The sequence below is a fragment of the Candidatus Eremiobacteraceae bacterium genome, from assembly GCA_035314825.1.
GTDB lineage: Bacteria > Vulcanimicrobiota > Vulcanimicrobiia > Eremiobacterales > Eremiobacteraceae > JAFAHD01.
On the sequence record DATFYX010000069.1, the window covers coordinates 33,859 to 54,246 of the forward strand.

Here is a 20,388-nt window from a genome sequence, read left to right on the forward strand (position 1 = left end):
CATCGCCGCACCGAAGTCGCCCCCGTGCAGCGCTCCTGGATCCCGTATGCTTGCATCGCGTTGGTCGTGGCCGCGTGGGTCATCGACATGTTCACGCCGCAGCTGTTCGTAGCGGCGATCCTTTTCGATGCCCCGGTCGCGCTGACCGCACTGGCGCTCAACCGCCGCTTCACCTGGACCATGGTCGGCGTGTGCCTGGTGCTCAATGCGGTCGCGGGCTGGTATAACGGCGTCCACGAAGGCCACTACGATTCCATCGCGACGCTCGACCGCGTGCTCGCCGGCCTGTCCACTGTGCTCGTCGGCGGCCTCGCCGTGGCGACGCAGTCCGCGGCCCGGCTCGCCGGCGAGTCGGCCACTCGCGACCACGTCGCCAAGCGCGCCGACGCGCTGCGCCGCGCGGGCGAGCGCATGCGCGAATCGCTGAGCCTCGAGCTGGTGTGGCGCGAAGTCGTGCGTCAGGCGAACGCTCTGCTAGAGAGCGATGCGGCCGCCTTGTTCCCGTGCGAGGACGGACGCCTGACCGGAGCCTCGTTCGCCGCGACGCGCGGATCCGGCGACGTCGAGACGCGCACCGAACGCCCGGGGCCGGGCGTGTGGACGGCGCTGCAAAAAGCGGTAGAGGACCGCAACATCGTCTTCTTGAGCCAGGCGGATGCGCTGGCTCGCTTCACGCTCGGCAACATCGGAGCGCGCACGGCGCTGATCGCTCCGCTGGGTTCTGGGACCGAGGCCGTCGGCGTGCTGCTGGTGGAATGGCGCGAGCGGGAACGCGAGCTCGATTCCGAGCTTGAGAACTTGGTCCAAGCCTTCGCCGATCAGGGTGCGCGCGCGATCGAACAGGCAAAACTGGTCGAGGCGCTGGCGTCCACCAATGACCAGCTCCAATCCGCCAATCACGAGCTCGTCGAGCGCAACCAGGTGATCCGCGACATCGTCTATGCGCTCTCGCACGATTTGCGCACGCCGTTGATGGCGGCCGGCATGACCATGCATCAGGCGCTCGCGGGCGCGTATGGCCGGCTTCCGGCGGAGTACGTCGAGGTGCTGCGCCGTTCGCTGAGCTCCAACGAAGAGCTCGAGCGGCTGGCGCAGACGCTGCTGCTGGTCGCGCGCTACGAATCGCGCGAGCAGTCGCACGCGCGCCGGCCCGCCGATCTCGCCAAGCTGGCGCGCTCCGTTATCGATGAGCTCGAATCGCTGTGGCGCTCCAAGCGCATCGACTGTCACGTCGAAGGCGTGGACGTGCTCGCGCACGTGGACGAGAGCGAAGTGCGCCGCGCGCTGATCAACCTGATCGCGAACGCCGTCACGTGGACGCCGGAGGGCGGAAGCATCGTGGTCCAAGTGCAGGAGCGCGATGGCGAGGCCGTGGTCGCAGTGAGCGACGACGGCTTCGGCGTGCCGGAGGAAAACCGGGCCACGCTCTTCCAGCGCTTTCACGGCGACGGCACTGCGCGCCGCGGCGGCGGCACCGGCCTTGGCCTGTACATCGTGCGCCGCATCGCCGAAAGCCACGGCGGCTCGATCTCCTATACGCCGCGCGAGCCGCGCGGCAGCACCTTCACGCTGACCTTGCCGCTCGCCTCGCCGGCGCAGGTGCCGCATGGCTAAGACCAAGGTGCTCATCGTCGAAGACCATGCGCTCACGCGCACCGGTCTGCGCACCGCGTTGGATTGCAATGCTTCACTTGAAGTCGTGGGCGAAGCCAGCGACGGAGAGGCGGGATGGGAAGAGACCTTGCGTCTCAAGCCGGATGTGGCCGTCGTCGATATCGGACTGCCGGGCATCGACGGCATCGAGCTCACGCGCCGCATCCGCCAGAGCCTGCCGAAGACCAAAGTGCTGATCCTCACGATGCACGACATGGACGAGGAGGTCGTCGCGGCGCTCGCCGCCGGCGCGGATGCCTATTGTCTCAAGTCGGCCGATCCCGAGCGCATCGTCGATGCCGTCAAAGCGGCCGCGTCAGGCGGCGCGTACTTCGATCCCGGCATCGCGCACGTCGTGCTGCGCGCGTTCAATCGCCCCGACCGTGCGGCTGCAAGCGCGGAGGGGTCGCCGCTGTCGCCGCGCGAGACGGAGATCCTCGGGCTGATCGCTGCGGGCACGAGCAATGCGGAGATCGCCCAGCGGCTCGCGATCGGACTCGGCACGGTCAAAGGCCACATCCGCGACATCATGGAGAAGCTTTCGGCATCCGATCGGACGCACGCCGCCGTCATCGCGCTGCGCCGTGGACTAATCTAGCTACGAGCGGTAGCCCAGCAGCCGGCGCAACACGCCGGTGAACGTCAGCAGCGCCAGCGGTATCAGGAACCATCCGATGATGCGCTCCGCGTTGGCGAGATGCCACGCGGTCACAGGCGTGCCGGCGACCGGGCATGCCGACACGCGCCACTGCGTCACCAACGCGGGATCGAACGACGCATAGATGGCGATGCTCAGCGCAGCGGCGTCTGGGGCAGGCGCCCGTGCGTCGCACGGATAGGGCTCCGTCGACTGGGCAGCGGTGGCGTTCGGCGCGGTCGCGTCTTGCGACGCAGGCGGCATCGCCATGCCTGCCACTGCCGCGAACAGGAGCGCCGCGAGCAGGGGCGGCGCGAGCAGCCATGCCAGCATGCGCCACGGACGCACGCCGTAACCGGCGACCGCACGCATGGTGCGATCGGCGATGAACCGCAGCAGGTCCGCCCAAAACGTGGCCGTCCAGATCGGCGACCGCAATGGTTTGATGCCGTCGCCGGCGAGTTCGCGGCGCATGTAGAACGCGTCCGCAGCCATGGTTCGCTGTGCGCGCGCCGGGCGTCCGGCCGTGCGCGCGGTCCGCTCGACCCGCCCCGCCGCGGGAAATGCCGTGTCGTCGGCCGCCTGCGCAGCCGATTGCAGCACGATGAAATGTCCGCCGCGCAGGTCAAGCGTGATGCCGCGATCGAGCGACCGTGGCGCCGCCGGCGCCTGCGCCAGCTCGCCATTCGTCGGACCAGAACGCTTCGGTGCCGGCGGGGCGACTTCGGCGGCGCGTTCGCCGAGCTCGAGGCTGCGGAAGTGCATCCAGCGCAGGTCGAGCGGCGCTCCGAACGTGGCGTCGCTGAAGCGCGCTTGCGCGCCGACCCGCGCGCCGATAAATCTCGCCTCGGCGCCGAAAGCTGCGCGCTCGAACGACAGGTCGGTCTTCACATCGGAGCCGTCGAACACCGCACGTTGCGCGAACGTGCAGCGCGAGAGATCGGCGTGTCCGCCGATGCGGATCGCATCGAAGCGCGCATCGGCTTCGAACGCGGCATCCGCGAACTCCATGTTCGCTCCGACGGTGATCCCTTCCAGGTCCGCCCGTCCGCCGAAACGAGCATTGCCCGCGAGCAGCGCAGCGCCGAAGATCGAACCTGAGAACTCGGCCGACTGCGCAAAGCGCGCGCCTGCGAAGGTCGCTTGTTTGGCGACGCTCATGCGATGGAACACGCTGGGGCCTGCAAACGTGGCCCCGTGCGCGTCGAGCGCGCCTGAGATCGTCACATCATTGCAGCGCAGCTCGCCGTGGAACGACGCCTCGGCCAGGTCCAGCGACCCGGCGGTCTCTAAGCCGTCGAGCAGCACGCTTGCGGCGAAGGCCGCCTTGGCGAACGACGTGCTCGCGCCGATGCGCGCCGAACGCGCGTCGGCGATCCCGTCGAAGCTCGCGCCTGCACAGTCAAGCTGTCCGCCAGCCGACAGCGCGCCCAACTGCGCTTCGCCGACGAAATGCGCGCCTGCCAGATCAACCGCGCCGCCCACGCGTCCGACACCCAGATTGACGCCGCGGGCGAAGGTCGCGCCGGCCGCGTGCAGGGCGCCGCCCAGCGCGATGGCGCGTAGAGAGCACGCGCCGCGCAGCGTGGCGCGCTCGAGGTGCAAGTCGGCACCGATCTTCGCGCCTGCGAACGTCGCGTCGCCCTCGAAGCGCGCCTCGGTCGCGATCACGTTTGCCTTAGCCGATAGATTCGCGCACTGCGCGTCGCGCTCGAAAACCGCACCGCTCAGATCGAGATCGCCCGCACAGTCCGCTTCGCTCAGGTCGGCGCGCTCGGCGAACGTGGCGTGCGCCGCGACGATCGAGCCCGCGCGCAGCGCTTGCAGACGTACGCCGCCTCGAAACGCCGTCCAGCGGAAGCAGGCGGCGCCTTCAGCGCGCGCGTTGCTGAAATCCACATCGCGTTCGAACGTAGCGCGCGTGCAGTCAAGGCTGCCCAGGCGCGCGCTCGAAAACGCCGCCGGCGCGCGAAAGGTCGCATGCGTGAAGTCCCCGGCGTGCGCCACGCGCGCGTCGGACAGATCAGCGCCCTGCTCGAAGGTGGCCGATTCGCAGCTCAGCGCCCCGCCGATATCGGCTTGATGCATCAGCATCGCGCCTTTGAAAACCGCATCCTCCAAGTTGACGTCGCCGCCGACGCCGACGCCGGCGAACGTCGCATCGCGCTCAAAGGTCGATTGCAGGCACAGCAGGCGCCGCGCGATGCGGGCCTCCTTGAGCGAGACGGGTCCTTGGAACGAGATGTTCGAGAGCGTCAGCTCGCCGAGCTGCGCCGCCTCGAAGCCCACCTCGCCGGCAAAGGATGCTGCCGCTGCCAGCACCGCATCGGCGACGCGCGCCGCGCGAAACGCCGCTCGCCCACTGACGGACGCTTCGCTCAGCTCGAGCTGTCCGCCGATCTGCGCGCGTTCGAAGGTGAGATCGCCCTCAAACGCCGTTCGCTTCGCGCTGGTGTGACGGATGACCGAGAGCTCGCTGAAGACCGCGTCGCGCTCTATGCGCGCCTCGTCGAGGATGAGATCCGCGCCGATCTGCGGTTCGACAAGCCGCACGCCGCCGCGCACCGTCGCGCCGGCCGCGCTGAGCGAGACGCCGACCCGCGTGCTCTTGCCCGCAAGTGCGCCCTCGACGTGGACGCCGTCAAACGTCAGCGTGCCGCCGACGACGGCGTTGTCCAAGATGACATCGCCGGCGAACCGTGCGCCGGCGAACGAGACATCGCTCTCGGCGCGCAGGCCGGCGAAGTGCGTAGCCCCTTCGAAAACGGTGCCGTCGAAGCGCGCGGCCTGCAGAAAGCGCGCCTCGCCGAGATTGACGCTGGAAACGCGCGCGTTGGTGAGAGAGAAGGCGGCCGGGATATACCGCCCTTCGAGTTCGAGCGCGCCGGCGACGATCGCGTTGTCGATGTCGACCGCCAACCCCAAGCGCACCGCTTCGACGATCCACTCGGCGCGCACGATGCGCGCGGTCTCCGGGCCTTCGCCCGGCAGATGCAGCGCCGTGCCGGCTAGAATCGCGTGCAGCTTTTCGTCGTCGACGACGTCCATCAGATGTCGAACTTCCTTCGCAGCTGGGCCATCTCGACGGCGGTGCGTGCGGCCTCATAGCCCTTGTTCGAACGCGCGCCATCTCCGCTGTGACCCACGCTACTGCCCGCGGCCGCATCGGCGCGCGCCTGCGCTTGTTCTAACGTATCGGCCGTGAGCACGCCGAAAATCACCGGCATGCCCGTGCGCAGCGCCACATCCGCGATGCCGCGCGCCGATTCGGCCGCGACGTACTCGAAATGCGGCGTCTCCCCGCGGATGACGCATCCCAGACACACGACCGCGTTGTACTTCTTGGTCTGGGCGAGCCACAGGGCCGCGAGCGGCAGCTCGAACGCCCCCGGAACCTCGAACACATCGATCAGGTCCGGCTCGATCGCGGCGTCGGCGAATCCGCGCCTGGCTCCCTCGAGCAGCGGCTGTGTGATCTGCGTGTTGAAGCGGCTGCGGACGATGGCGAAGCGCATCGGCGCGGGCCTCTAGCGGCCCGTCTGCTCGAACAGGTGGCCGAGCTTCTCTTTCTTGGTGCGCAGGTAGTCCGCGTTGTACTCGTCGCCGTCGACGATCAGCGGGATGCGGCCGGTCATCTTCAGACCGTAGCCCTCGAGGCCGACGATCTTGCGCGGATTGTTGGTGATGATCTTCATCTCGCGCACGCCGAGGTCGTGCAGGATCTGCGAGCCCGTGCCGTACTCGCGGCTGTCGACCGGCAGGCCGAGCTTCACGTTGGCCTCGACCGTGTCGGCGCCGCTGTCCTGCAGCTCGTACGCGCGCAGCTTGTTGGCAAGCCCGATGCCGCGGCCTTCCTGGTGGAGGTACAAGAACACGCCGCGACCGGCTTTGGCGATGATCTGCAGCGCGGCGTCGCGTTGCGCGCCGCAGTCGCAGCGTTTGCTGCCGAGCGCATCGCCGGTGAGACACTCGGAGTGGACGCGCACGGGCACGTCGCGGCCGTCGCCGATGTCGCCCATGACCATCGCGACGTGGCACGCGTGGTCGACCGACGACTCGTACGCATAGCCCGTGAATTCTCCGAACCGCGTCGGAAGCTTGAAGGTCGCGATGCGCTGCACGAGCTTCTCGTGGCGCATGCGGTAGGCGATGAGATCGGTGACCGTGATCATCTTGAGCCCGTGCTCGGCGGAGAACGTCTCCAGGCGCGGGCGGCGCATCATGGTGCCGTCATCGTCGAGGATCTCGCACACGACGCCGGCCGGATACAGGCCGGCCAGCTGCGCGAGGTCGACCGCGGCTTCGGTCTGGCCGGCGCGCACGAGCACGCCGCCCTCGCGCGCGCGCAGCGGAAACGTGTGGCCTGGACAGACGAAATCGCTCGGCTTCGAACGCGGATCGAGCAGCGCGGCGACGGTGGCCGCGCGATCGTGCGCCGAGATGCCGGTGGTCGTGCGGCCCTTGGCCTCGACCGATACCGTGAACGCGGTCTCGAGCGGCGACGTGTTCTCTTGCACCATCATCGGGATGTGCAGCTCTTCGAGCCGGCGGCCGATGATCGGCACGCAGATCAGCCCGCGCCCATGCTTCGACATGAAATTGATCGCGTCGGCGGTCACCATCTGGGCCGCCATGGTGAGGTCGCCTTCGTTCTCGCGATCCTCGTCGTCCATGACGACGATCATCTTGCCGGCGCGGATGTCGGCGATCGCGTCTTCGATGCGTGCGAGCGGCATATATCTTGCTTCCTGTGCGTAGCGGTCGAATTTATTCGACCGTCAAGAGCGCTTGGACGTAGCGCGCGACCGGATCGACTTCGAGGTTGATCGCGTCGCCCACGTCGGCGCTGCCGAATGTCGTCCGCGCGAGCGTCTCCGGGATGAGCGCGACGGCGAACGACCCCTGGGACGTATCTACTTCGGCAACCGTGAGGCTCACTCCGTCGAGCGCCACGTAGCCTTTTGCTACAATCATCGGCCCCACGGACGCCGGGACCGAGCACCACAGGCGGAACCCAGGCCCTTCGGGGACCTTGCGCTCGATCGTCGTCGTGGTGTCGACATGTCCGTAGACGAGATGGCCGCCCATCGGGTCGCCGAGCCGCAGACTGGGTTCGAGATTGACGACGTCCCCGGTCTCGAGCGCGCCGAGATTGGTGCGCGACAGCGTCTCCGGCACGACGTCGAATGCGAGCCGTCCGCGATGCGCTTCGACGACCGTCAGACACACGCCGTTGACGTTTATGCTTGCGCCCGGCGTTTCGGCTTCGCTGAGCGGCGCGCTTTCGATGACGAGCCGGCGCGCGCCCGACCGCGCGCTGACGCTGACGACCGTGCCACGATGCGCGATGAGTCCGGTGAAGATGAGTGCACCTCCGGTGCGGCTTCGATGAGCGTGTCGCGTCCGATGCGGCGGACGCGTTCGACGTGCGCGCGCGGCATCAGCGGTGCCTGAACCGGACGCGTGCGCGGGCCGTTGCGCGCAAGTGTGACGCCGAATCGGATCGGCGCGATCAACCAGTGGATGCGATCGACGAGGCGCGCGGACACGAGCGCCCGCGCGAGCGTCGGCCCGGCTTCGCAGAGCACGCTCAAGTGTCCTTGCCTGCCAAGACGCGCGAGCAGATCGCGCAGGTCCACGCGCCCCGCGCTCGTGCGTTTGCAGTTCATCACGTGCACGCCGCGCGCCACGAGCGCGGCGCGAACGGCTGCCGGCATCGCGTGTGTGGTCGCGACGATGGTGCGCGCGCTGCGCTGGTCGGTGATGAGTTTCGCGTGCAGCGGTATGCGCCCGCGCGAATCCACCACGACACGCACGTACGGCACGGCGCGCCGATGCGGCGGGCGAACGGTAAGCATCGGATCGTCGACGATCGCCGTCTCGACGCCGACCATCACCACGTCGTGCTCGATGCGCTGGCGCCGGGTGAACCTGGCGGCCGCCGGGCCTGTGATCTGCGTGCGTTCACCCTTGCGACGCGCGACGTAACCGTCGAGCGTCTGCGCGATCTTCAACGTGACGAATGGACGGCCGGTCGTGCGCTGCGCGATGTACGCGCGGTTCTGCTCGCGCGCAGATGAAGCGCCGTCGCCGATCTCGACCTCGATACCGGCACGGCGCATGGCCGCGATGCCTCGGCCGTTCACTTTGCTGTCCGGATCTTCGATCGCGATCGTCACGCGTTTGATGCCGGCCGCGATGATCGCGCTCGTGCATGGCGGTGTCCGGCCGCGGTGCGCACATGGTTCAAGCGTCGAATACAAAGTCGCGCCGCGCGAACGTGCGCCGGCCTTACGCAGCGCTACCCGTTCGGCATGCGCAGCGCCGGCTCGACGGTGAAATCCTTCTCCGACGACATGCCCGTCGCGCACGACGACCGCGCCGACCAGCGGGTTCGGGCTGGTGTCGCCGCTCGCGCGCGCCGCGAGCGCGAGCGCGCGCTTCATGTACGCACTTGACATCGCGGCTTAGTTCACGAACCGGCAGCGCGTCCCCTCACGGTCTGGTCGCGGCGCATATCGCCACGATGTCCGCAGCGCCGCATGTGCGCAGGACTCCGGCGCATGCGCGAATCGTCGCGCCGCTGGTGACGACGTCGTCGACCAAGAGGACCCGCCGGCCGTTCACGATGCACGCTTGCGAGCCGGGGGCAAACGAGCCGCGGACGTTTTCTTCCCGCGCAGCCAGGCGCAGCGCGCTCTGCGGCGGCGTCGCGGTGCAGCGGTATAAAGCGGCCGGTGCGACCAAGAGCGGGGCGCGCCCGCGTGTTTTCCAGGCGCGCGTCAGCGCGCCGGCCAGCGCCTCGGCTTGGTTGTACCCTCGCCAGCGCAGCCGGCCTGGATGCAGCGGCACCGGTATCAAAAGCCGTTCGTCCGGGCAGAACTTGCCGGCGAGCGCTTGCGCGATCTCGTCTGCGACATCCAATCGGTTTGCGTACTTGAGCGCGTGAATCGCGCGCCGCAGGGCGCCTTCGAACGCTCCGAGCGCGACCACGCTGTCGATTCCGGCGATATCGTGCCGGACCAGCAGGCGCGAAGCTGCGAGTTCGCGACGACAGATGGAGCACAACGGCGCGGCGAACGCACCGCACGCGGCGCAGCGGGCCGGAGCAAGGACGTCCAGCATGGCGGTGAGCACGCGTGGCTCATCACGCGTCGCATCCTAGGCGGCAAGCCCCGGGCCGCAGGTCGGCGCAGGAGCGCGACGAACGCCCACTACCTTCGCGGTTTCGAACGAGGGGATCTGACATATGAGTCTGACGCGACGCGATTTCATCAAGGCCGGCATCGCCGCCGGCGGCTTGGGACTGCTGCCGCAAACTTTGCCCTCGAAAGCCGCGGCCAAAGACGCGCTCAAGATCGGCGTCATCCTGCCGTCGAGCGGGGTCTATGCCGAGCTCGGCGATCAGATCGGCAAGGGCATGCGCATGTATTTCGACGAGGTGCGCAACACGGCCGGCGGACGCGAGATCGTGATCGTCAACGAGAACGAATCGAGCGACCCCAGCGTGGCGGTTTCCAAGGCCACCAAGCTCATCCAATCCGACAAGGTCGATCTGCTCGCGGGAATCGTCGCGACGCCGTCCGCCTACGCGATCCGCGATCTCGTCACCGACGCGCAAGTGCCCTTGATCGTCGCCAACGCGGGCGGCGATGCGCTGACGCGCGCGCGCAAGAGCCCATACATCTTCCGCACCAGCTTCTCGGCTTGGCAGTTCGCCAACCCGTTGGGCACGTGGGTGGCGGACAAATTCAGCAAACAGGTCTTCATGATCGCCGCCGACTACGCGTACGGGCGCGAAAGCGCCGCCGATTTCAAAGCCGCATACACCGCGGCCGGCGGCAAGGTGATCGACGAGGTCTATCCTCCGCTGGGCAGTCCTGACTTCTCCTCCTACATCGCCAAGATCGCGGCCGCCAAGCCCGATGTGCTGTTCGGTTTTCTCGCCGGCAGCGACGGCGTGATCTTCCTCAAGCAATTCCAGCAGTTCGGCTTGTCCAAGTCGATCAAGCTGGCCGTGATCGGCGATATGGTCGAGGAGAACACGCTGGCGGCGGTCGGCAACGCGGCCGAAGGCGCCCATAGCTCGCTGCACTGGGCGCTGCTGCTGCGGAATCCGGAGAACGAGCGTTTCGTGCAGGACTATCAGATCCGTTTCGGCTCCGATGCCAGCGTCTATTCGATGCGCGGTTTCGACACCGCACACGTCATCGTCGACGCGATCAACAAGCTCGACGGCGACACCTCGAACAAGAAGAAGATGATCGAGGCGTTCGAAGCGGTGAAGTTCGCCAGCCCGCGCGGGCAATTCGAATTCGACCCGGTCACGCACAACGTGGTCCAGGACGTCTATCTGCGTGAAGTCGTCCTGACCGGCACGGGCGACCACAACAAGGTCGTGTCCGACCTAGGCCGCATCCGCGACCCGGGCTGACAGGCGGCGCAGCGGCCCGCGGCGCACTCATAGGGCGACGTGCCGCCGCAACTCCTCGAAGTCCAGGGTCTCAACAGCCTGGCGTTCGCCATGCTGTTGTTCCTTTTGGCGGCCGGCTTCTCGCTGATCTATGGCGTCGGGCGCATCGCGAATCTTGCGCACGGCACGTTCTACATGGTCGGCGCGTACATGGGCTACACGGTCGCGACCAAGACCGGCAATTTCTGGGCGGCGCTCGCCATCGCCGCATTGCTGGGCGGGGTGCTGGGCTGGCTCGTCGAGCGCCTGCTGCTGCGCCGGCTGCGCGGCCGAGAGCTCGATCAAGTGCTTTTGACCGTGGGCTTGGCCTTCATCCTCGCCGACGTCATCCGCGCGATCTGGGGCGCGGACATCCGCTCGTCGTCGCCGCCGGCGGTCTTGAGCGGACTCGTGCCGGTGTTCGGCGTCCAGTACCCCGCGTATCAGCTTTTCGTGATCGTCGTCGGCGTGGTCGCGTTCGCGGCTTTGCAGCTGCTTCTCCGAAGTCCGCTCGGCGCGCGCGTCCGCGCGGTGACCGCAGATCCGCAGATCGCCGACTCGCTCGGCGTGCCGGCACAAGCCGTCGCGTCGGGCACGTTCACAGCGGCGGTCGCACTCGCCGCGTTCGGCGGCGCGGTCGGCGGCCCGATCATCGCGCTCGCGCCCGGCCTGGACCTGCAGATGATGCTGCTCGCCCTCGTGGTGGTCGTCGTCGGCGGATTGGGCAGCGTCGCCGGCGCATTCGTAGGCGCGATCATCGTCGCAGCGGTGAACGGCTTCGGCTCGCTCTTCTACCCTGAGTTCGCGCCGTTCTTGATCTTCGCGCTCATGGTCGTCGTGCTCGGCTTCCGGCCGCAGGGACTGCTCGGCAGACGTGGCTGACGCGCGCGCGCGACGCATCGCGCTCGGTGCGCTCGTCGTCGCTGCGGCGCTGGCGCCGGCGCTGCTGCACGGGTATGCGCTCTATCTCGCGATCGAGGTCGTGCTTTACGCGATCGCGGCGGTCGCGCTCGATCTGCTCGTCGGCTACGCGGGTCTGGTGTCGCTCGGGCAGGCCGCGTTTTTCGGGCTGGGCGCCTACGCGGCAGCGATCGTCAGCGCTCACGCCGGCCCGAATCTCGCGCTGACGCTGGCGGCGGGCTTTGCGGTCGCCGCGTTGTTCGCGGCCATCACCGCGCCATTGTCGCTGCGCAGCGCCGGTATCTTCTTCCTTATGATAACGCTGGCGTTCGCGCAGCTCGTGTGGGCGACCGCCGACAAGTGGCATTCGGTCTCGGGAGGCAGCGACGGCTTGGTCGTCCCTCGCTTGCCGTTGAGCGACACGCTCTTCTATCTCATATCTGTGACGCTGCTGCTGTTGATCATCGCCGGTCTTTCGTACTTGCTGCGCACGCCGTTCGGACGAGTGCTCGAAGCCGCGCGGCAGAGCGAGACGCGCACGCGCGCGTTGGGTCTGTCCGCGTTCTGGTACAAGTACTGGGCGTTCGTGCTCGCCGGCGGCGTGACCGGCCTCGCGGGAGTGCTGCACGCGCATCATCGCAACTTCGTGAGCCTCGCCGACGTCGACTGGACGAACTCGGTGGTGCTGCTGGTCATGGTCCTGCTCGGCGGCGCGCGCAGCTTGTGGGGCGGCGTCATCGGCGCAGGCGTGTTCGTCCTGCTGCAGGCCTGGATCAGCTCGCGGACCGACAAATGGGAGATGTTCGTCATCGGCGCGGTGCTCATCGTGGTCGTGCTGTTCACACGCCGCGGCCTGTGGAGCCTGGTCAATGCCTGAGCTGACCGTCGAGTCGCTCGGCAAGCGTTTCGGCGGCGTGGCCGCGCTCGACGGCGTCAACCTGCGCGTCGAGCGGTCGGAACGTCGCGCGATCATCGGGCCGAACGGCGCCGGCAAGAGCACGCTCTTCGCCATCATCAGCGGTGAAGAGACGCCGACGCACGGCAACGTCCACATCGGCCGGCAGCGCACGACGGGCATGCCGCCCGAGCGCGTCGCGCGCCTGGGGGTCGCGCGTACCTTCCAGACCAGCAGCGTCTTCACCGATTTCAGCGTTCTCGACAACGTCAGAGTGAGCGCGCTGCAGGCGACCGGACACGCGTGGACCGTCACCGCGCCGCTCGACGCGCTCGCCGATTGCGACGCGGCGGCGTTCAGCGCGCTCGAGGCGGTGGGGCTCGGCGCGAAGGCTCAAGAGCCCGCGACGGCGCTTTCGCACGGCGAGCTGCGCCAACTGGAGATCGCCGCCGCATTGGTGCAGCGTCCGTCGCTGCTGCTGCTCGACGAGCCGCTCGCAGGATTGGCCGCATCCGAACGCCGGCGCATCGGCGCGCTGCTCACCGGCCTGCCGCGCGACATCACCGTGCTGCTCATCGAGCACGATCTCGACTTCGCGCAATCTTTCGCCGAGCGCATGACCGTTCTCGACAACGGCCGCGTGCTCGCCGACGGCGCGACGCGCGACGTGCGCGAGAATCCGGCCGTCCAGGCCGTCTATCTGGGGACTGGCGCCACCACGCGCGTCGCCGCGCGTACGAGCTTTGCCGAGACGCCATTGCCGCTGCTCGAGGCGATCGGGGTAGAATCCGGATATGGATCGGCACGCGTGCTCGACCGGGTATCGCTTGAGATCGCGCGCGGCGAGGTCGTTGCGGTCCTCGGGCGCAACGGCATGGGCAAGAGCACGCTGCTCAACACGCTTATCGGCTTCTTACCGCTGCGCGCAGGCAGCGTCACTTTCGACGGTGTCGACGTGTCGCGCGCATCGCCGCTGGCGCGTGCACGCGGCGGCATGGCCTTGGTGCCGCAGGGGCGGCGGATGCTCTCAGGCCTCACCGTCGGTGAGGAGCTGCGGTTGGGAGCGCGGCCGGGGCCCTGGGACCTGCCACGCATCGCGGCGCTGTTCCCACGGCTCGCAGAGCGCGAGCGTCAGCCCAGCGAGACGCTGTCCGGCGGCGAGCAGCAGATGGTGGCGATCGCGCGAGCGCTGCTGCGCAACCCGCTGTTGCTGCTGATGGACGAGCCGAGCGAGGGACTCAGTCCGGCGCTCGTGCGCAGCCTTGAAGGTACGATCGCGGCGCTGCGCGGTGAAGGCGAGACCGTGCTGCTCGCCGAGCAGAACGTCGACCTGGCGCTGGCCGTCGCCGACCGCGTCTACGTGCTCGAGCACGGCCGAATCGTCGAGCACGAGACAGCGGCAGCGCTGCGCGCGCATCGCTCTCGCCTCGAGCGCTTCCTCGGCCTTTAACGCGCGACCCGAAAGCGCGCTTCGAGAAGCGCTCCGAAAAACGTGTTACGGTCCGCCAGCGTGGCCGGCGTGACGAAGTGTGCGGTGTAATTGATCGAGCGCACACCGGCACCGAGCGCGACGCCGCGCAGCTGCCACAGATATTCCGCCGTCAGATCGGTGGCCTCGGCGATCTCGCTATCGGCGCCCGGCGGCACGGGATAGCTCCCGAATTGATAGCTCACCGACCCGTGCATCGCCGGCATGAACGCGGCCCGCAGCTCCACCGTGCCGATCCTCCCGCTCGGCAGATAGGCCAGAGCTTCGTAGCGCCCGCCGGTCACGCGCGATGCAGCCGCCAGCGGCGGCGAGAGCAGCGACGTCTCTTGGTTGATGACCGTGATGCCGCCGCCGACCCAGTAACGGCCGGTCGGCCCGAGGCTGTAATGCGCGAGCGCGTTGAAGAGGCTGAAGTTGGTCAGCGGGTGCGGGTAACCGGTGGGGGTGACCAGATATCCGCGCCCGCCGGTCGAGGGAATGCCTTCAAGCGTGACGTCGACCGAATGAAAGCGTTGGCGCAGCTCCAAGAGCGGCGCGATCCCGTTGAGGGGCACGCTGCCCGCCTGCTCGGCATGGGTGCCATTGACGGTCAACACCTCGAGGCCGATCGTCGTCTCGGCTCGCGCCGGCGCAGCCGCCAGCGCGACGAGGGCCACCATCAGCAACGCTCGTCTCACGCGCACCGCCTACCAGCGTCAGCGCGTGAGCGTCGCGGCGGCGTGCTCGCCGCCTTCGATCACCGCGCCAGGGTCGATGGTGACGCCATTGCCGATCACCGCGTCGCGCACGCGCGCGCCGGCTCCGACCTTGGCGCCGCTCCAGATGATCGAGCGCTCGACGGTGGCGCCCGCCTCAATGGCCGCGCCGTGACCGATGCACGATGGGGCGACGATCGTGGCGCTTGGATCAACGCGCGCATCGCGGCCGAGCAGCACGCCGTCGCGAACGACCGCGCCCTCGCCCGGCGTGAGCCGCACGCGGCCTTCGAGCGCGTCGCGGTGGACGCGCCGGTATTCCGTGGGCGTGCCGACGTCGCACCAATACGCGTCTTGCACCATCCCGAAGAAGCGCTCTTGCGAGCGCAGCAGATGCGGGAACACCTGCTTGCCGAAATCGTAGAACGTGTTCGCCGGGATGTGTTCGAGCACGCCGGGTTCGAAGATGTAGACTCCGGTGTTGACGAGCTTGCTCAACTCGGTGCCGGGAGCCGGCTTTTCTTGAAAGCTGCGGATCCGGCCATCCGCGTCGGTCACGACCACGCCGTAGTGGCTGACGTCGGCCGCGCGCGCCAGCACGATCGTGGCCATCGCGTCATGCGCGCGATGGAAGTCGATAGCAGCGCGCAGGTCGAGCGTGGTCACATCGTCGCAGCCGATGACCGCAAACGTCTCCGTGAAGCGCGCGGCGAGCTGCTTGACCGCCCCTGCGCTGCCCATGAGCTCGGTCTCGTGGAGATACGTGACGTTCGCTTTCCAGGCCGATCCGTCGCCGACGAACTGGCGCACCGCGTCGGAGAAATAATGCACGTTGATCGAGATATCGTCGACGTCGAAACGGCGCAGGTAATCGAGCACGTGCGCGACCACCGGCCGATCGAGCACCGGCACGAGCGGCTTGGGCAATTTCAGCGTGAGAGGATACAGCCGCGTTGAAAGGCCGCCCGCCAGTATCATACCGCGCATATGCGGCCCGCTATTTGACCCGGGCGCTCGAAGCGCCTACCCGCGCGCGCAAAGACTGGCGCAGCGCACGCACCGCGAAGAGCGGCAGCGCGAGCTGGCGGCGGAACCGGCGCGGCTCCCGCGCCAGACGATAGAGCCATTCGAGACCCGCGGCGCGGATCAGGCGCGGCGCTCTGGGCAGGCGTCCGGCGATCACGTCGAACGAGCCGCCGACGCCGACGCACACCGCCGGCCCGACGTGCTCCAGATTCTCATGGATGAAGCGCTCTTGGCGCGGAAAGCCAAGACCGACGAGCACTAAGCGCGCGCCCGATGAGTGGATGCGCTGCGCGATTGCGGACGCATCGCTATCGGCGAAATAGCCGTGCTCGACGCCCGCGATGCGAAGACCGGGGTAGCGCTGGCGCAGGGCACGGCCCGCATCCGCTGCGACGCCGTCGGCGCCGCCGAGCAGATACACCGGACGGCCTTTCACTGCGGCGTCGGCGCACAGGCGCTCGAGCAGGTCGATGCCGGCCACGCGTTCGGGCAACGGTGCTCCGAGCAATCGGGAAGCGGCCACGATGCCCACGGTGTCGGGGACGACGAGATCGGCGGCGTTGATCACGTCGCGGTAACTCGCGTCGTCGTATGCGAGATTTGCCATTTCGGCGCCCAGCGTCACGACGTGCGCGGCTTTGCGTTGTTCGATAAGATCCGCGATGCGCGCTGCGGCTCCCGCGGCATCGACGCGGTCCACGCGGCATCCGAGGATCTGCAGCCCCGCGCGTTCGAGCGCGGGTGCGGTCATACGGTCGAGTGGACCCGGTCGCGCCACGGCGCAAGCGCGCGATCGAGCGCGCGCTCCTGCTCGGGGGTCAACGCGCACAGCGGCGGGCGGCACGCGCCGGTAGCGAACCCGAAGCGCTGCATCGCCGCCTTCACCGGGATGGGGCTGGTCACTGCGAACAGCGCCTTGATGAGCGGCAGCACCGCCTGATGAAGCTGTGCCGCCTGCAAGACATCACCGTCCGCATAGGCGTCGCACATGGCGCGGATCTCATCTCCCGCGACATGGCTGGCGACGCTGACCACGCCACAGCCGCCGATCGCCATGATCGGCAGGGTCAGGTGGTCGTCACCCGAGTAGACGTCGAAGTCTTTGGCGACTTTGGTGATGAGCTCGCCGATCTGCATGAGATCGCCGCTCGACTCTTTGACGCCCGCGATGCGCGGATGATCGCTCAGCGTGGCGATCGTCTCCGGCAGGATGTTGACCGCCGTGCGGCCGGGGATGTTGTAGATCACGATCGGGATCTCGACCGCGTCGGCGATCGCGCTGAAATGTCCGATAAGGCCGGCCTGAGGCGGCTTATTATAGTAGGGCCCCACCACGAGGAGCGCGTCGACGCCACAGGCCTGTGCCTGCTTGCTCAGCTCGATCGAGTGGTGCGTGTCGTTGCCGCCGGTGTTGGCGATGACCTTGGCGCGTCCGCCGATCTCGGCGACGATCTCGCGGAACAGCTTGACCTTCTCATCGTCGCGCAGCGTCGGCGACTCGCCTGTCGTGCCCGCGAGCACGAGTCCGGTGCTGCCGCGTTCGCATAACCAGCTTGCGAGACGGCGCGCTTCAGGGTAGTCGACGGAGCCATCGTCGCGCATGGGTGTGATCATCGCGGTGACGACCGGTCCGAAACGTGCCATGAGATCCGCCTATCCTAGTTCGAAGTGCCGGTGCAGTGCGGTTTCGGCGGCGGCTGCCTGCGCCCCCGGCACCAGGATCGAGATGGTGATGTTGGAGTCGGTCGAGTGGATGATGGGCACGCCGGCGTCCATCAGCGCCCGCACGACCTGATACATCACGCCGGGCGTACCGCGCATGCCGGCGCCGACGATCGAGATCTTCGCGCAGTCGCGCGTGAAGCGCAAGCTGAGCGGCAGCTTCTCTAGACAGACGCGGGCGTTGTGCAAATCGTCGCCCGGCACGCAGAAGAAGAAACCGGCGCGATTGACGTTGACGCAGTCGATGCTGATGCGCTCGTCCTTGAGCACGCGCAGGGCATCCAGTTCCCAGCCGCCGGGCATGGCGGCAGCCTCGGGCACCGCGTGCAAGAACGCGTAGCCGGTGATGGTCGCGATGCCGCTGACCGGCTTACCGGGCTCGATCGTCCGGTCGGCCTCGATGTCGGTGCCGGCGCCCGAGCGCAGTCCGCGCACCGAGTAGGAGGTCTTCTCTTCACGCGCCATCTGAGCCGCGCGATCGTGCATGACCGATGCGCCGTTCGCGGCGAGCTCGTCAGCCTCTTCGAACGTCAGCTCGCCGACCGTGTGCGCTTTCGCCACGCGCTTCGGGTCGGCCGTCATCACGCCGTCGACGTCGGTGAAGATCTCGCAGCGCACGTTGCCGAGCGCGGTGGCCAAGGCGACGGCGGTGAGGTCGCTGCCGCCTCGGCCCAGTGTGGTGATCGCCCCATCAGGTGAGATGCCTTGGAAGCCGGCGATGACCGGCACGTGACCCGCGCCGAGCCGCGCGCGAACGGGAAGCGGATCGGTGCGCACGATGCGCGCATCGCCGTGGCGTTTGTCCGTGTGGATACCGGCCTGCCCGCCGGTCATCGCGCGCGCGGGCACGCCTTGTTCCTCGAGCAGGCTGGCGAAGATGGCCGCGCTGATGGCTTCGCCGCTCGACGCGAGCAGATCGCGGTTGGCGCCGACCCGGCCCGGAGCCAACCCGAGCAGCGTGTCAGTCGAATATGGATCGGGCCGGCGGCCGATCGCCGACACGATGATGACCGGATGTTTGCCGGCGGCGATCTCCTCTTTGACGCGTTGCACTGCGGTGCGGCGCAGCTCGTCCGTCGCGAGCGACGATCCGCCGAACTTCATGACGACGATCTCGGCTGCGGTGTTCTTCATGCGGGCACCTGGGCGGCGCGCAGCGCATGTTCGACGATCTGCACCGCGTTCGTGGCCGCGCCTTTGCGGAGGTTGTCGCACGCGAGCCAGAGCATGAACGCGCCGGCGTGCGCAGTATCGGCGCGCAGGCGGCCGACGTGCACCTCGTCGCCCGCGCCTGCGACGTCGAGCGGCGTCGCGTATGCGGTGCCGTCGTAAAAGCGGACGCTCGGGGCGGTGCGCAGCAGCGCAGCGAGCTGATCGCGCGTCGCCGGTCGGGCGGTCATGAACGAGACCGCTTCGCTGTGGCCGACCGCGACCGGCACGCGAACGGAGGTCGCCGAGACCGGCAGATCCGGCCGCCCGAGAACCTTCTTCAGCTCGGCCGCGATCTTACGTTCTTCCTCGCCGTATCCGGATTCGTCCCATGGGCCGTTCTCCGGAATCACGTTGCCGGCGATGCGGCGCGGCAAGAACTTCACCGCCTCGTCGCCGCGCGTTTGGGCTTCGAATTCAGCCAGTGCGTCTTTGCCCGCGCCGGAGACGCTCTGATAGGTCGAGACGCTGACCCACGCCAGGCCGAATTCGCGCTGGATCGGCGCCAGCGCCACCGCCAGCGGAATAGTCGAACAGTTCGGATTGGCGATGAGGCGATGGGCGCCGATGGCCCCGGCGTTCGCTTCGGGCACGACGAGCGGCGTCAGCGGATCCAAGCGATACACGCCCGACTTATCGACGACCAGCGCACCCGCGTCCACCGCTTCGCGCGCGAAGCGCCGGCTGACGGTGTCGCCCGCTGAGAAAAACGCGACGTCGATGCCCGCGAACGGCTCGCGCGCGTCGTCAAGCGATTCGACCTGCGCCTCGCAGCCAGCGACGCTTAGACGGGTCCCGGCGCTGCGAGTCGTGCCGAATGCGCGCAGCGATCCGATCGGGAATTCACGCTCTTCAAGAATGCGCGCCACGGTCTCGCCCACCAGGCCGGCGGCGCCGACGATCGCGACGTTGAGCCGGCGGCGGCTGGGGCTGATCATACGAGGCTTTCCAATCCGTCGACGAAACGGTCGAGCTTCTCAGCCGCGCGCACCGCGAGCAGCACGCCCGGCATGAACGACTGGCGCGACAGCGAGTGGTGGCGGATGCTCAATATCTCGCCGTGACCGCCTAGGAGCACTTCTTGCTGCGCGACCATGCCCGGCAGGCGCAGGCTGTGCACGCCGATGCCGCCGACATCGGCGCCGCGCGCGCCGGCGGCTTTGACGACTTTGGTCTCGGCGCGTGCGAACGCGCCGGTGCTCGCGAGGCGACGCGCCGTCGCCATCGCGGTGCCGGATGGCGCGTCCTTCTTTCCGCTTTCGTGCGTCTCGACGATCTCGACCGCGTCGAAATGCGGCGCCGCGAGCGTCGCGAATTTCATCATCAGCACTGCGCCGAGCGCGCAGTTGGGGGCGAAGATCGCGCCGATACCGGTGCGTTCGACCGCCGAGCGCACCTCGGCCAAGTCGTCTTCGCCGTAGCCCGACGTTCCGATCACGACCCGCACACCGCGTTCGAGCGCGTCGAGCACGATGCGTTTGGAATCCGGGAAGAGCGAGAAATCCACCAGCACATCGGGGTGAGCGCGCTCGACGAACGCGTCGATATCGTCGAACTGGCCGGGAAAGGCGGTCCCTTTTCGCACCAGGCCGCCGACGTATTCGATCCCCTCAGCGGTGCCGAGTGCGGTCGACGTCAGCGTGCCCATCTTGCCGTTCGCGCCGGCCACACCAGCCCGTATCATCTCACTCGACGTTTCAAGAGCGGGAC

Annotated in this window: 19 protein-coding genes; 6 read left to right on the forward strand and 13 right to left on the reverse strand. The window is 68.2% G+C overall.

The genetic code is table 11. The annotated features are described in order from the left end of the window. Positions 1-24 precede the first annotated feature (24 nt). A complete protein-coding gene (locus tag VKF82_09370) occupies positions 25-1,614 on the forward strand; it encodes a HAMP domain-containing sensor histidine kinase (GenBank protein ID HME82273.1) in 1,590 nt (529 codons plus the stop codon). Beyond that, entirely contained in the window at positions 1,607-2,251 is a 645-nt protein-coding gene (locus tag VKF82_09375; GenBank protein ID HME82274.1) for a response regulator transcription factor, read from the forward strand. Before VKF82_09370 ends, VKF82_09375 begins: the two co-directional genes overlap by 8 nt. Here the strand turns inward: VKF82_09375 and VKF82_09380 are convergent, their stop codons facing one another. From VKF82_09380 to VKF82_09405, 6 genes are read right to left on the reverse strand one after another with little or no spacing between them, the layout of a single operon-like run. Continuing rightward, positions 2,252-5,338 carry a pentapeptide repeat-containing protein gene (locus VKF82_09380; GenBank protein ID HME82275.1) on the reverse strand — a complete coding sequence of 1,029 codons (3,087 nt, stop codon included), beginning with the start codon at positions 5,336-5,338 and terminating at the stop codon, positions 2,252-2,254. Then, positions 5,338-5,805: a 6,7-dimethyl-8-ribityllumazine synthase gene (gene ribH, locus VKF82_09385; protein HME82276.1), complete on the reverse strand. Its 468-nt coding sequence runs from the start codon at positions 5,803-5,805 to the stop codon at positions 5,338-5,340. Before ribH ends, VKF82_09380 begins: the two co-directional genes overlap by 1 nt. A 12-nt stretch (positions 5,806-5,817) precedes the next feature. Continuing rightward, on the reverse strand, positions 5,818-7,026 hold the full coding sequence (locus VKF82_09390) for a bifunctional 3,4-dihydroxy-2-butanone-4-phosphate synthase/GTP cyclohydrolase II (GenBank protein ID HME82277.1): 1,209 nt from the start codon (positions 7,024-7,026) through the stop codon (positions 5,818-5,820). 31 nt (positions 7,027-7,057) lie between these two features. Further along, positions 7,058-7,639: a riboflavin synthase gene (locus tag VKF82_09395; GenBank protein ID HME82278.1), complete on the reverse strand. Its 582-nt coding sequence runs from the start codon at positions 7,637-7,639 to the stop codon at positions 7,058-7,060. Further along, positions 7,531-8,751, reverse strand: coding sequence for a bifunctional diaminohydroxyphosphoribosylaminopyrimidine deaminase/5-amino-6-(5-phosphoribosylamino)uracil reductase RibD (gene ribD / locus VKF82_09400; protein ID HME82279.1), 1,221 nt, complete (start codon positions 8,749-8,751; stop codon positions 7,531-7,533). Before ribD ends, VKF82_09395 begins: the two co-directional genes overlap by 109 nt. A gap of 34 nt (positions 8,752-8,785) precedes the next feature. Next, positions 8,786-9,427, reverse strand: coding sequence for a phosphoribosyltransferase family protein (locus VKF82_09405; GenBank protein HME82280.1), 642 nt, complete (start codon positions 9,425-9,427; stop codon positions 8,786-8,788). 112 nt (positions 9,428-9,539) lie between these two features. Here VKF82_09405 and VKF82_09410 point away from each other — a divergent pair, with 112 nt between their 5' ends. From VKF82_09410 to VKF82_09425, 4 genes are read left to right on the forward strand one after another with little or no spacing between them, the layout of a single operon-like run. Continuing rightward, the gene (locus VKF82_09410; GenBank protein ID HME82281.1) at positions 9,540-10,724 is read left to right on the forward strand and encodes an ABC transporter substrate-binding protein; all 1,185 of its coding nucleotides are present in this window, start codon (positions 9,540-9,542) and stop codon (positions 10,722-10,724) included. Positions 10,725-10,763: 39 nt separating this feature from the next. Continuing rightward, positions 10,764-11,624, forward strand: coding sequence for a branched-chain amino acid ABC transporter permease (locus VKF82_09415; protein HME82282.1), 861 nt, complete (start codon positions 10,764-10,766; stop codon positions 11,622-11,624). After that, entirely contained in the window at positions 11,617-12,519 is a 903-nt protein-coding gene (locus tag VKF82_09420; protein HME82283.1) for a branched-chain amino acid ABC transporter permease, read from the forward strand. The genes VKF82_09415 and VKF82_09420 overlap by 8 nt, the downstream gene beginning before the upstream one ends. After that, the gene (locus VKF82_09425; protein HME82284.1) at positions 12,512-13,987 is read left to right on the forward strand and encodes an ATP-binding cassette domain-containing protein; all 1,476 of its coding nucleotides are present in this window, start codon (positions 12,512-12,514) and stop codon (positions 13,985-13,987) included. The genes VKF82_09420 and VKF82_09425 overlap by 8 nt, the downstream gene beginning before the upstream one ends. Here the strand turns inward: VKF82_09425 and VKF82_09430 are convergent. Genes VKF82_09430 through dapB form a run of 7 tightly spaced genes read right to left on the reverse strand, consistent with a single transcriptional unit; the run spans position 13,984 to position 20,362 of the window. After that, positions 13,984-14,703, reverse strand: coding sequence for a hypothetical protein (locus VKF82_09430; GenBank protein ID HME82285.1), 720 nt, complete (start codon positions 14,701-14,703; stop codon positions 13,984-13,986). The genes VKF82_09425 and VKF82_09430 overlap by 4 nt on opposite strands. A gap of 18 nt (positions 14,704-14,721) precedes the next feature. Further along, complete coding sequence (locus VKF82_09435) at positions 14,722-15,708, reverse strand: NDP-sugar synthase (protein HME82286.1); 987 nt, start codon at positions 15,706-15,708, stop codon at positions 14,722-14,724. Positions 15,709-15,718: 10 nt separating this feature from the next. Next, positions 15,719-16,498, reverse strand: a complete 780-nt coding sequence (locus VKF82_09440) for a WecB/TagA/CpsF family glycosyltransferase (GenBank protein HME82287.1) — start codon at positions 16,496-16,498, stop codon at positions 15,719-15,721. Beyond that, the gene (gene dapA, locus VKF82_09445) at positions 16,495-17,391 is read right to left on the reverse strand and encodes a 4-hydroxy-tetrahydrodipicolinate synthase (GenBank protein HME82288.1); all 897 of its coding nucleotides are present in this window, start codon (positions 17,389-17,391) and stop codon (positions 16,495-16,497) included. Before dapA ends, VKF82_09440 begins: the two co-directional genes overlap by 4 nt. Positions 17,392-17,400: 9 nt before the next feature. Further along, positions 17,401-18,603, reverse strand: a complete 1,203-nt coding sequence (locus tag VKF82_09450; protein ID HME82289.1) for an aspartate kinase — start codon at positions 18,601-18,603, stop codon at positions 17,401-17,403. Continuing rightward, on the reverse strand, positions 18,600-19,616 hold the full coding sequence (locus VKF82_09455; protein ID HME82290.1) for an aspartate-semialdehyde dehydrogenase: 1,017 nt from the start codon (positions 19,614-19,616) through the stop codon (positions 18,600-18,602). The genes VKF82_09450 and VKF82_09455 overlap by 4 nt, the downstream gene beginning before the upstream one ends. Then, positions 19,613-20,362 (reverse strand): 4-hydroxy-tetrahydrodipicolinate reductase, encoded by a 750-nt coding sequence (dapB, locus tag VKF82_09460; protein HME82291.1) that lies wholly within the window; start codon positions 20,360-20,362, stop codon positions 19,613-19,615. Before dapB ends, VKF82_09455 begins: the two co-directional genes overlap by 4 nt. Positions 20,363-20,388: the final 26 nt, after the last annotated feature.

Excerpts from the sequence above, each read along its gene's own strand:
- VKF82_09375 (HME82274.1), top strand. The coding sequence starts at position 1,607 with ATGGCTAAGACCAAGGTGCTCATCGTCGAAGACCATGCGCTCACGCGC.
- dapA (HME82288.1), bottom strand. The coding sequence starts at position 17,391 with ATGGCACGTTTCGGACCGGTCGTCACCGCGATGATCACACCCATGCGC.
- VKF82_09380 (HME82275.1), bottom strand. The coding sequence starts at position 5,338 with ATGGACGTCGTCGACGACGAAAAGCTGCACGCGATTCTAGCCGGCACG.
- VKF82_09450 (HME82289.1), bottom strand. The coding sequence starts at position 18,603 with ATGAAGAACACCGCAGCCGAGATCGTCGTCATGAAGTTCGGCGGATCG.
- dapB (HME82291.1), bottom strand. The coding sequence starts at position 20,362 with ATGATACGGGCTGGTGTGGCCGGCGCGAACGGCAAGATGGGCACGCTG.
- VKF82_09410 (HME82281.1), top strand. The coding sequence starts at position 9,540 with ATGAGTCTGACGCGACGCGATTTCATCAAGGCCGGCATCGCCGCCGGC.
- VKF82_09440 (HME82287.1), bottom strand. The coding sequence starts at position 16,498 with ATGACCGCACCCGCGCTCGAACGCGCGGGGCTGCAGATCCTCGGATGC.
- ribD (HME82279.1), bottom strand. The coding sequence starts at position 8,751 with ATGTCAAGTGCGTACATGAAGCGCGCGCTCGCGCTCGCGGCGCGCGCG.
- VKF82_09390 (HME82277.1), bottom strand. The coding sequence starts at position 7,026 with ATGCCGCTCGCACGCATCGAAGACGCGATCGCCGACATCCGCGCCGGC.
- ribH (HME82276.1), bottom strand. The coding sequence starts at position 5,805 with ATGCGCTTCGCCATCGTCCGCAGCCGCTTCAACACGCAGATCACACAG.
- VKF82_09455 (HME82290.1), bottom strand. The coding sequence starts at position 19,616 with ATGATCAGCCCCAGCCGCCGCCGGCTCAACGTCGCGATCGTCGGCGCC.
- VKF82_09435 (HME82286.1), bottom strand. The coding sequence starts at position 15,708 with ATGCGCGGTATGATACTGGCGGGCGGCCTTTCAACGCGGCTGTATCCT.
- VKF82_09425 (HME82284.1), top strand. The coding sequence starts at position 12,512 with ATGCCTGAGCTGACCGTCGAGTCGCTCGGCAAGCGTTTCGGCGGCGTG.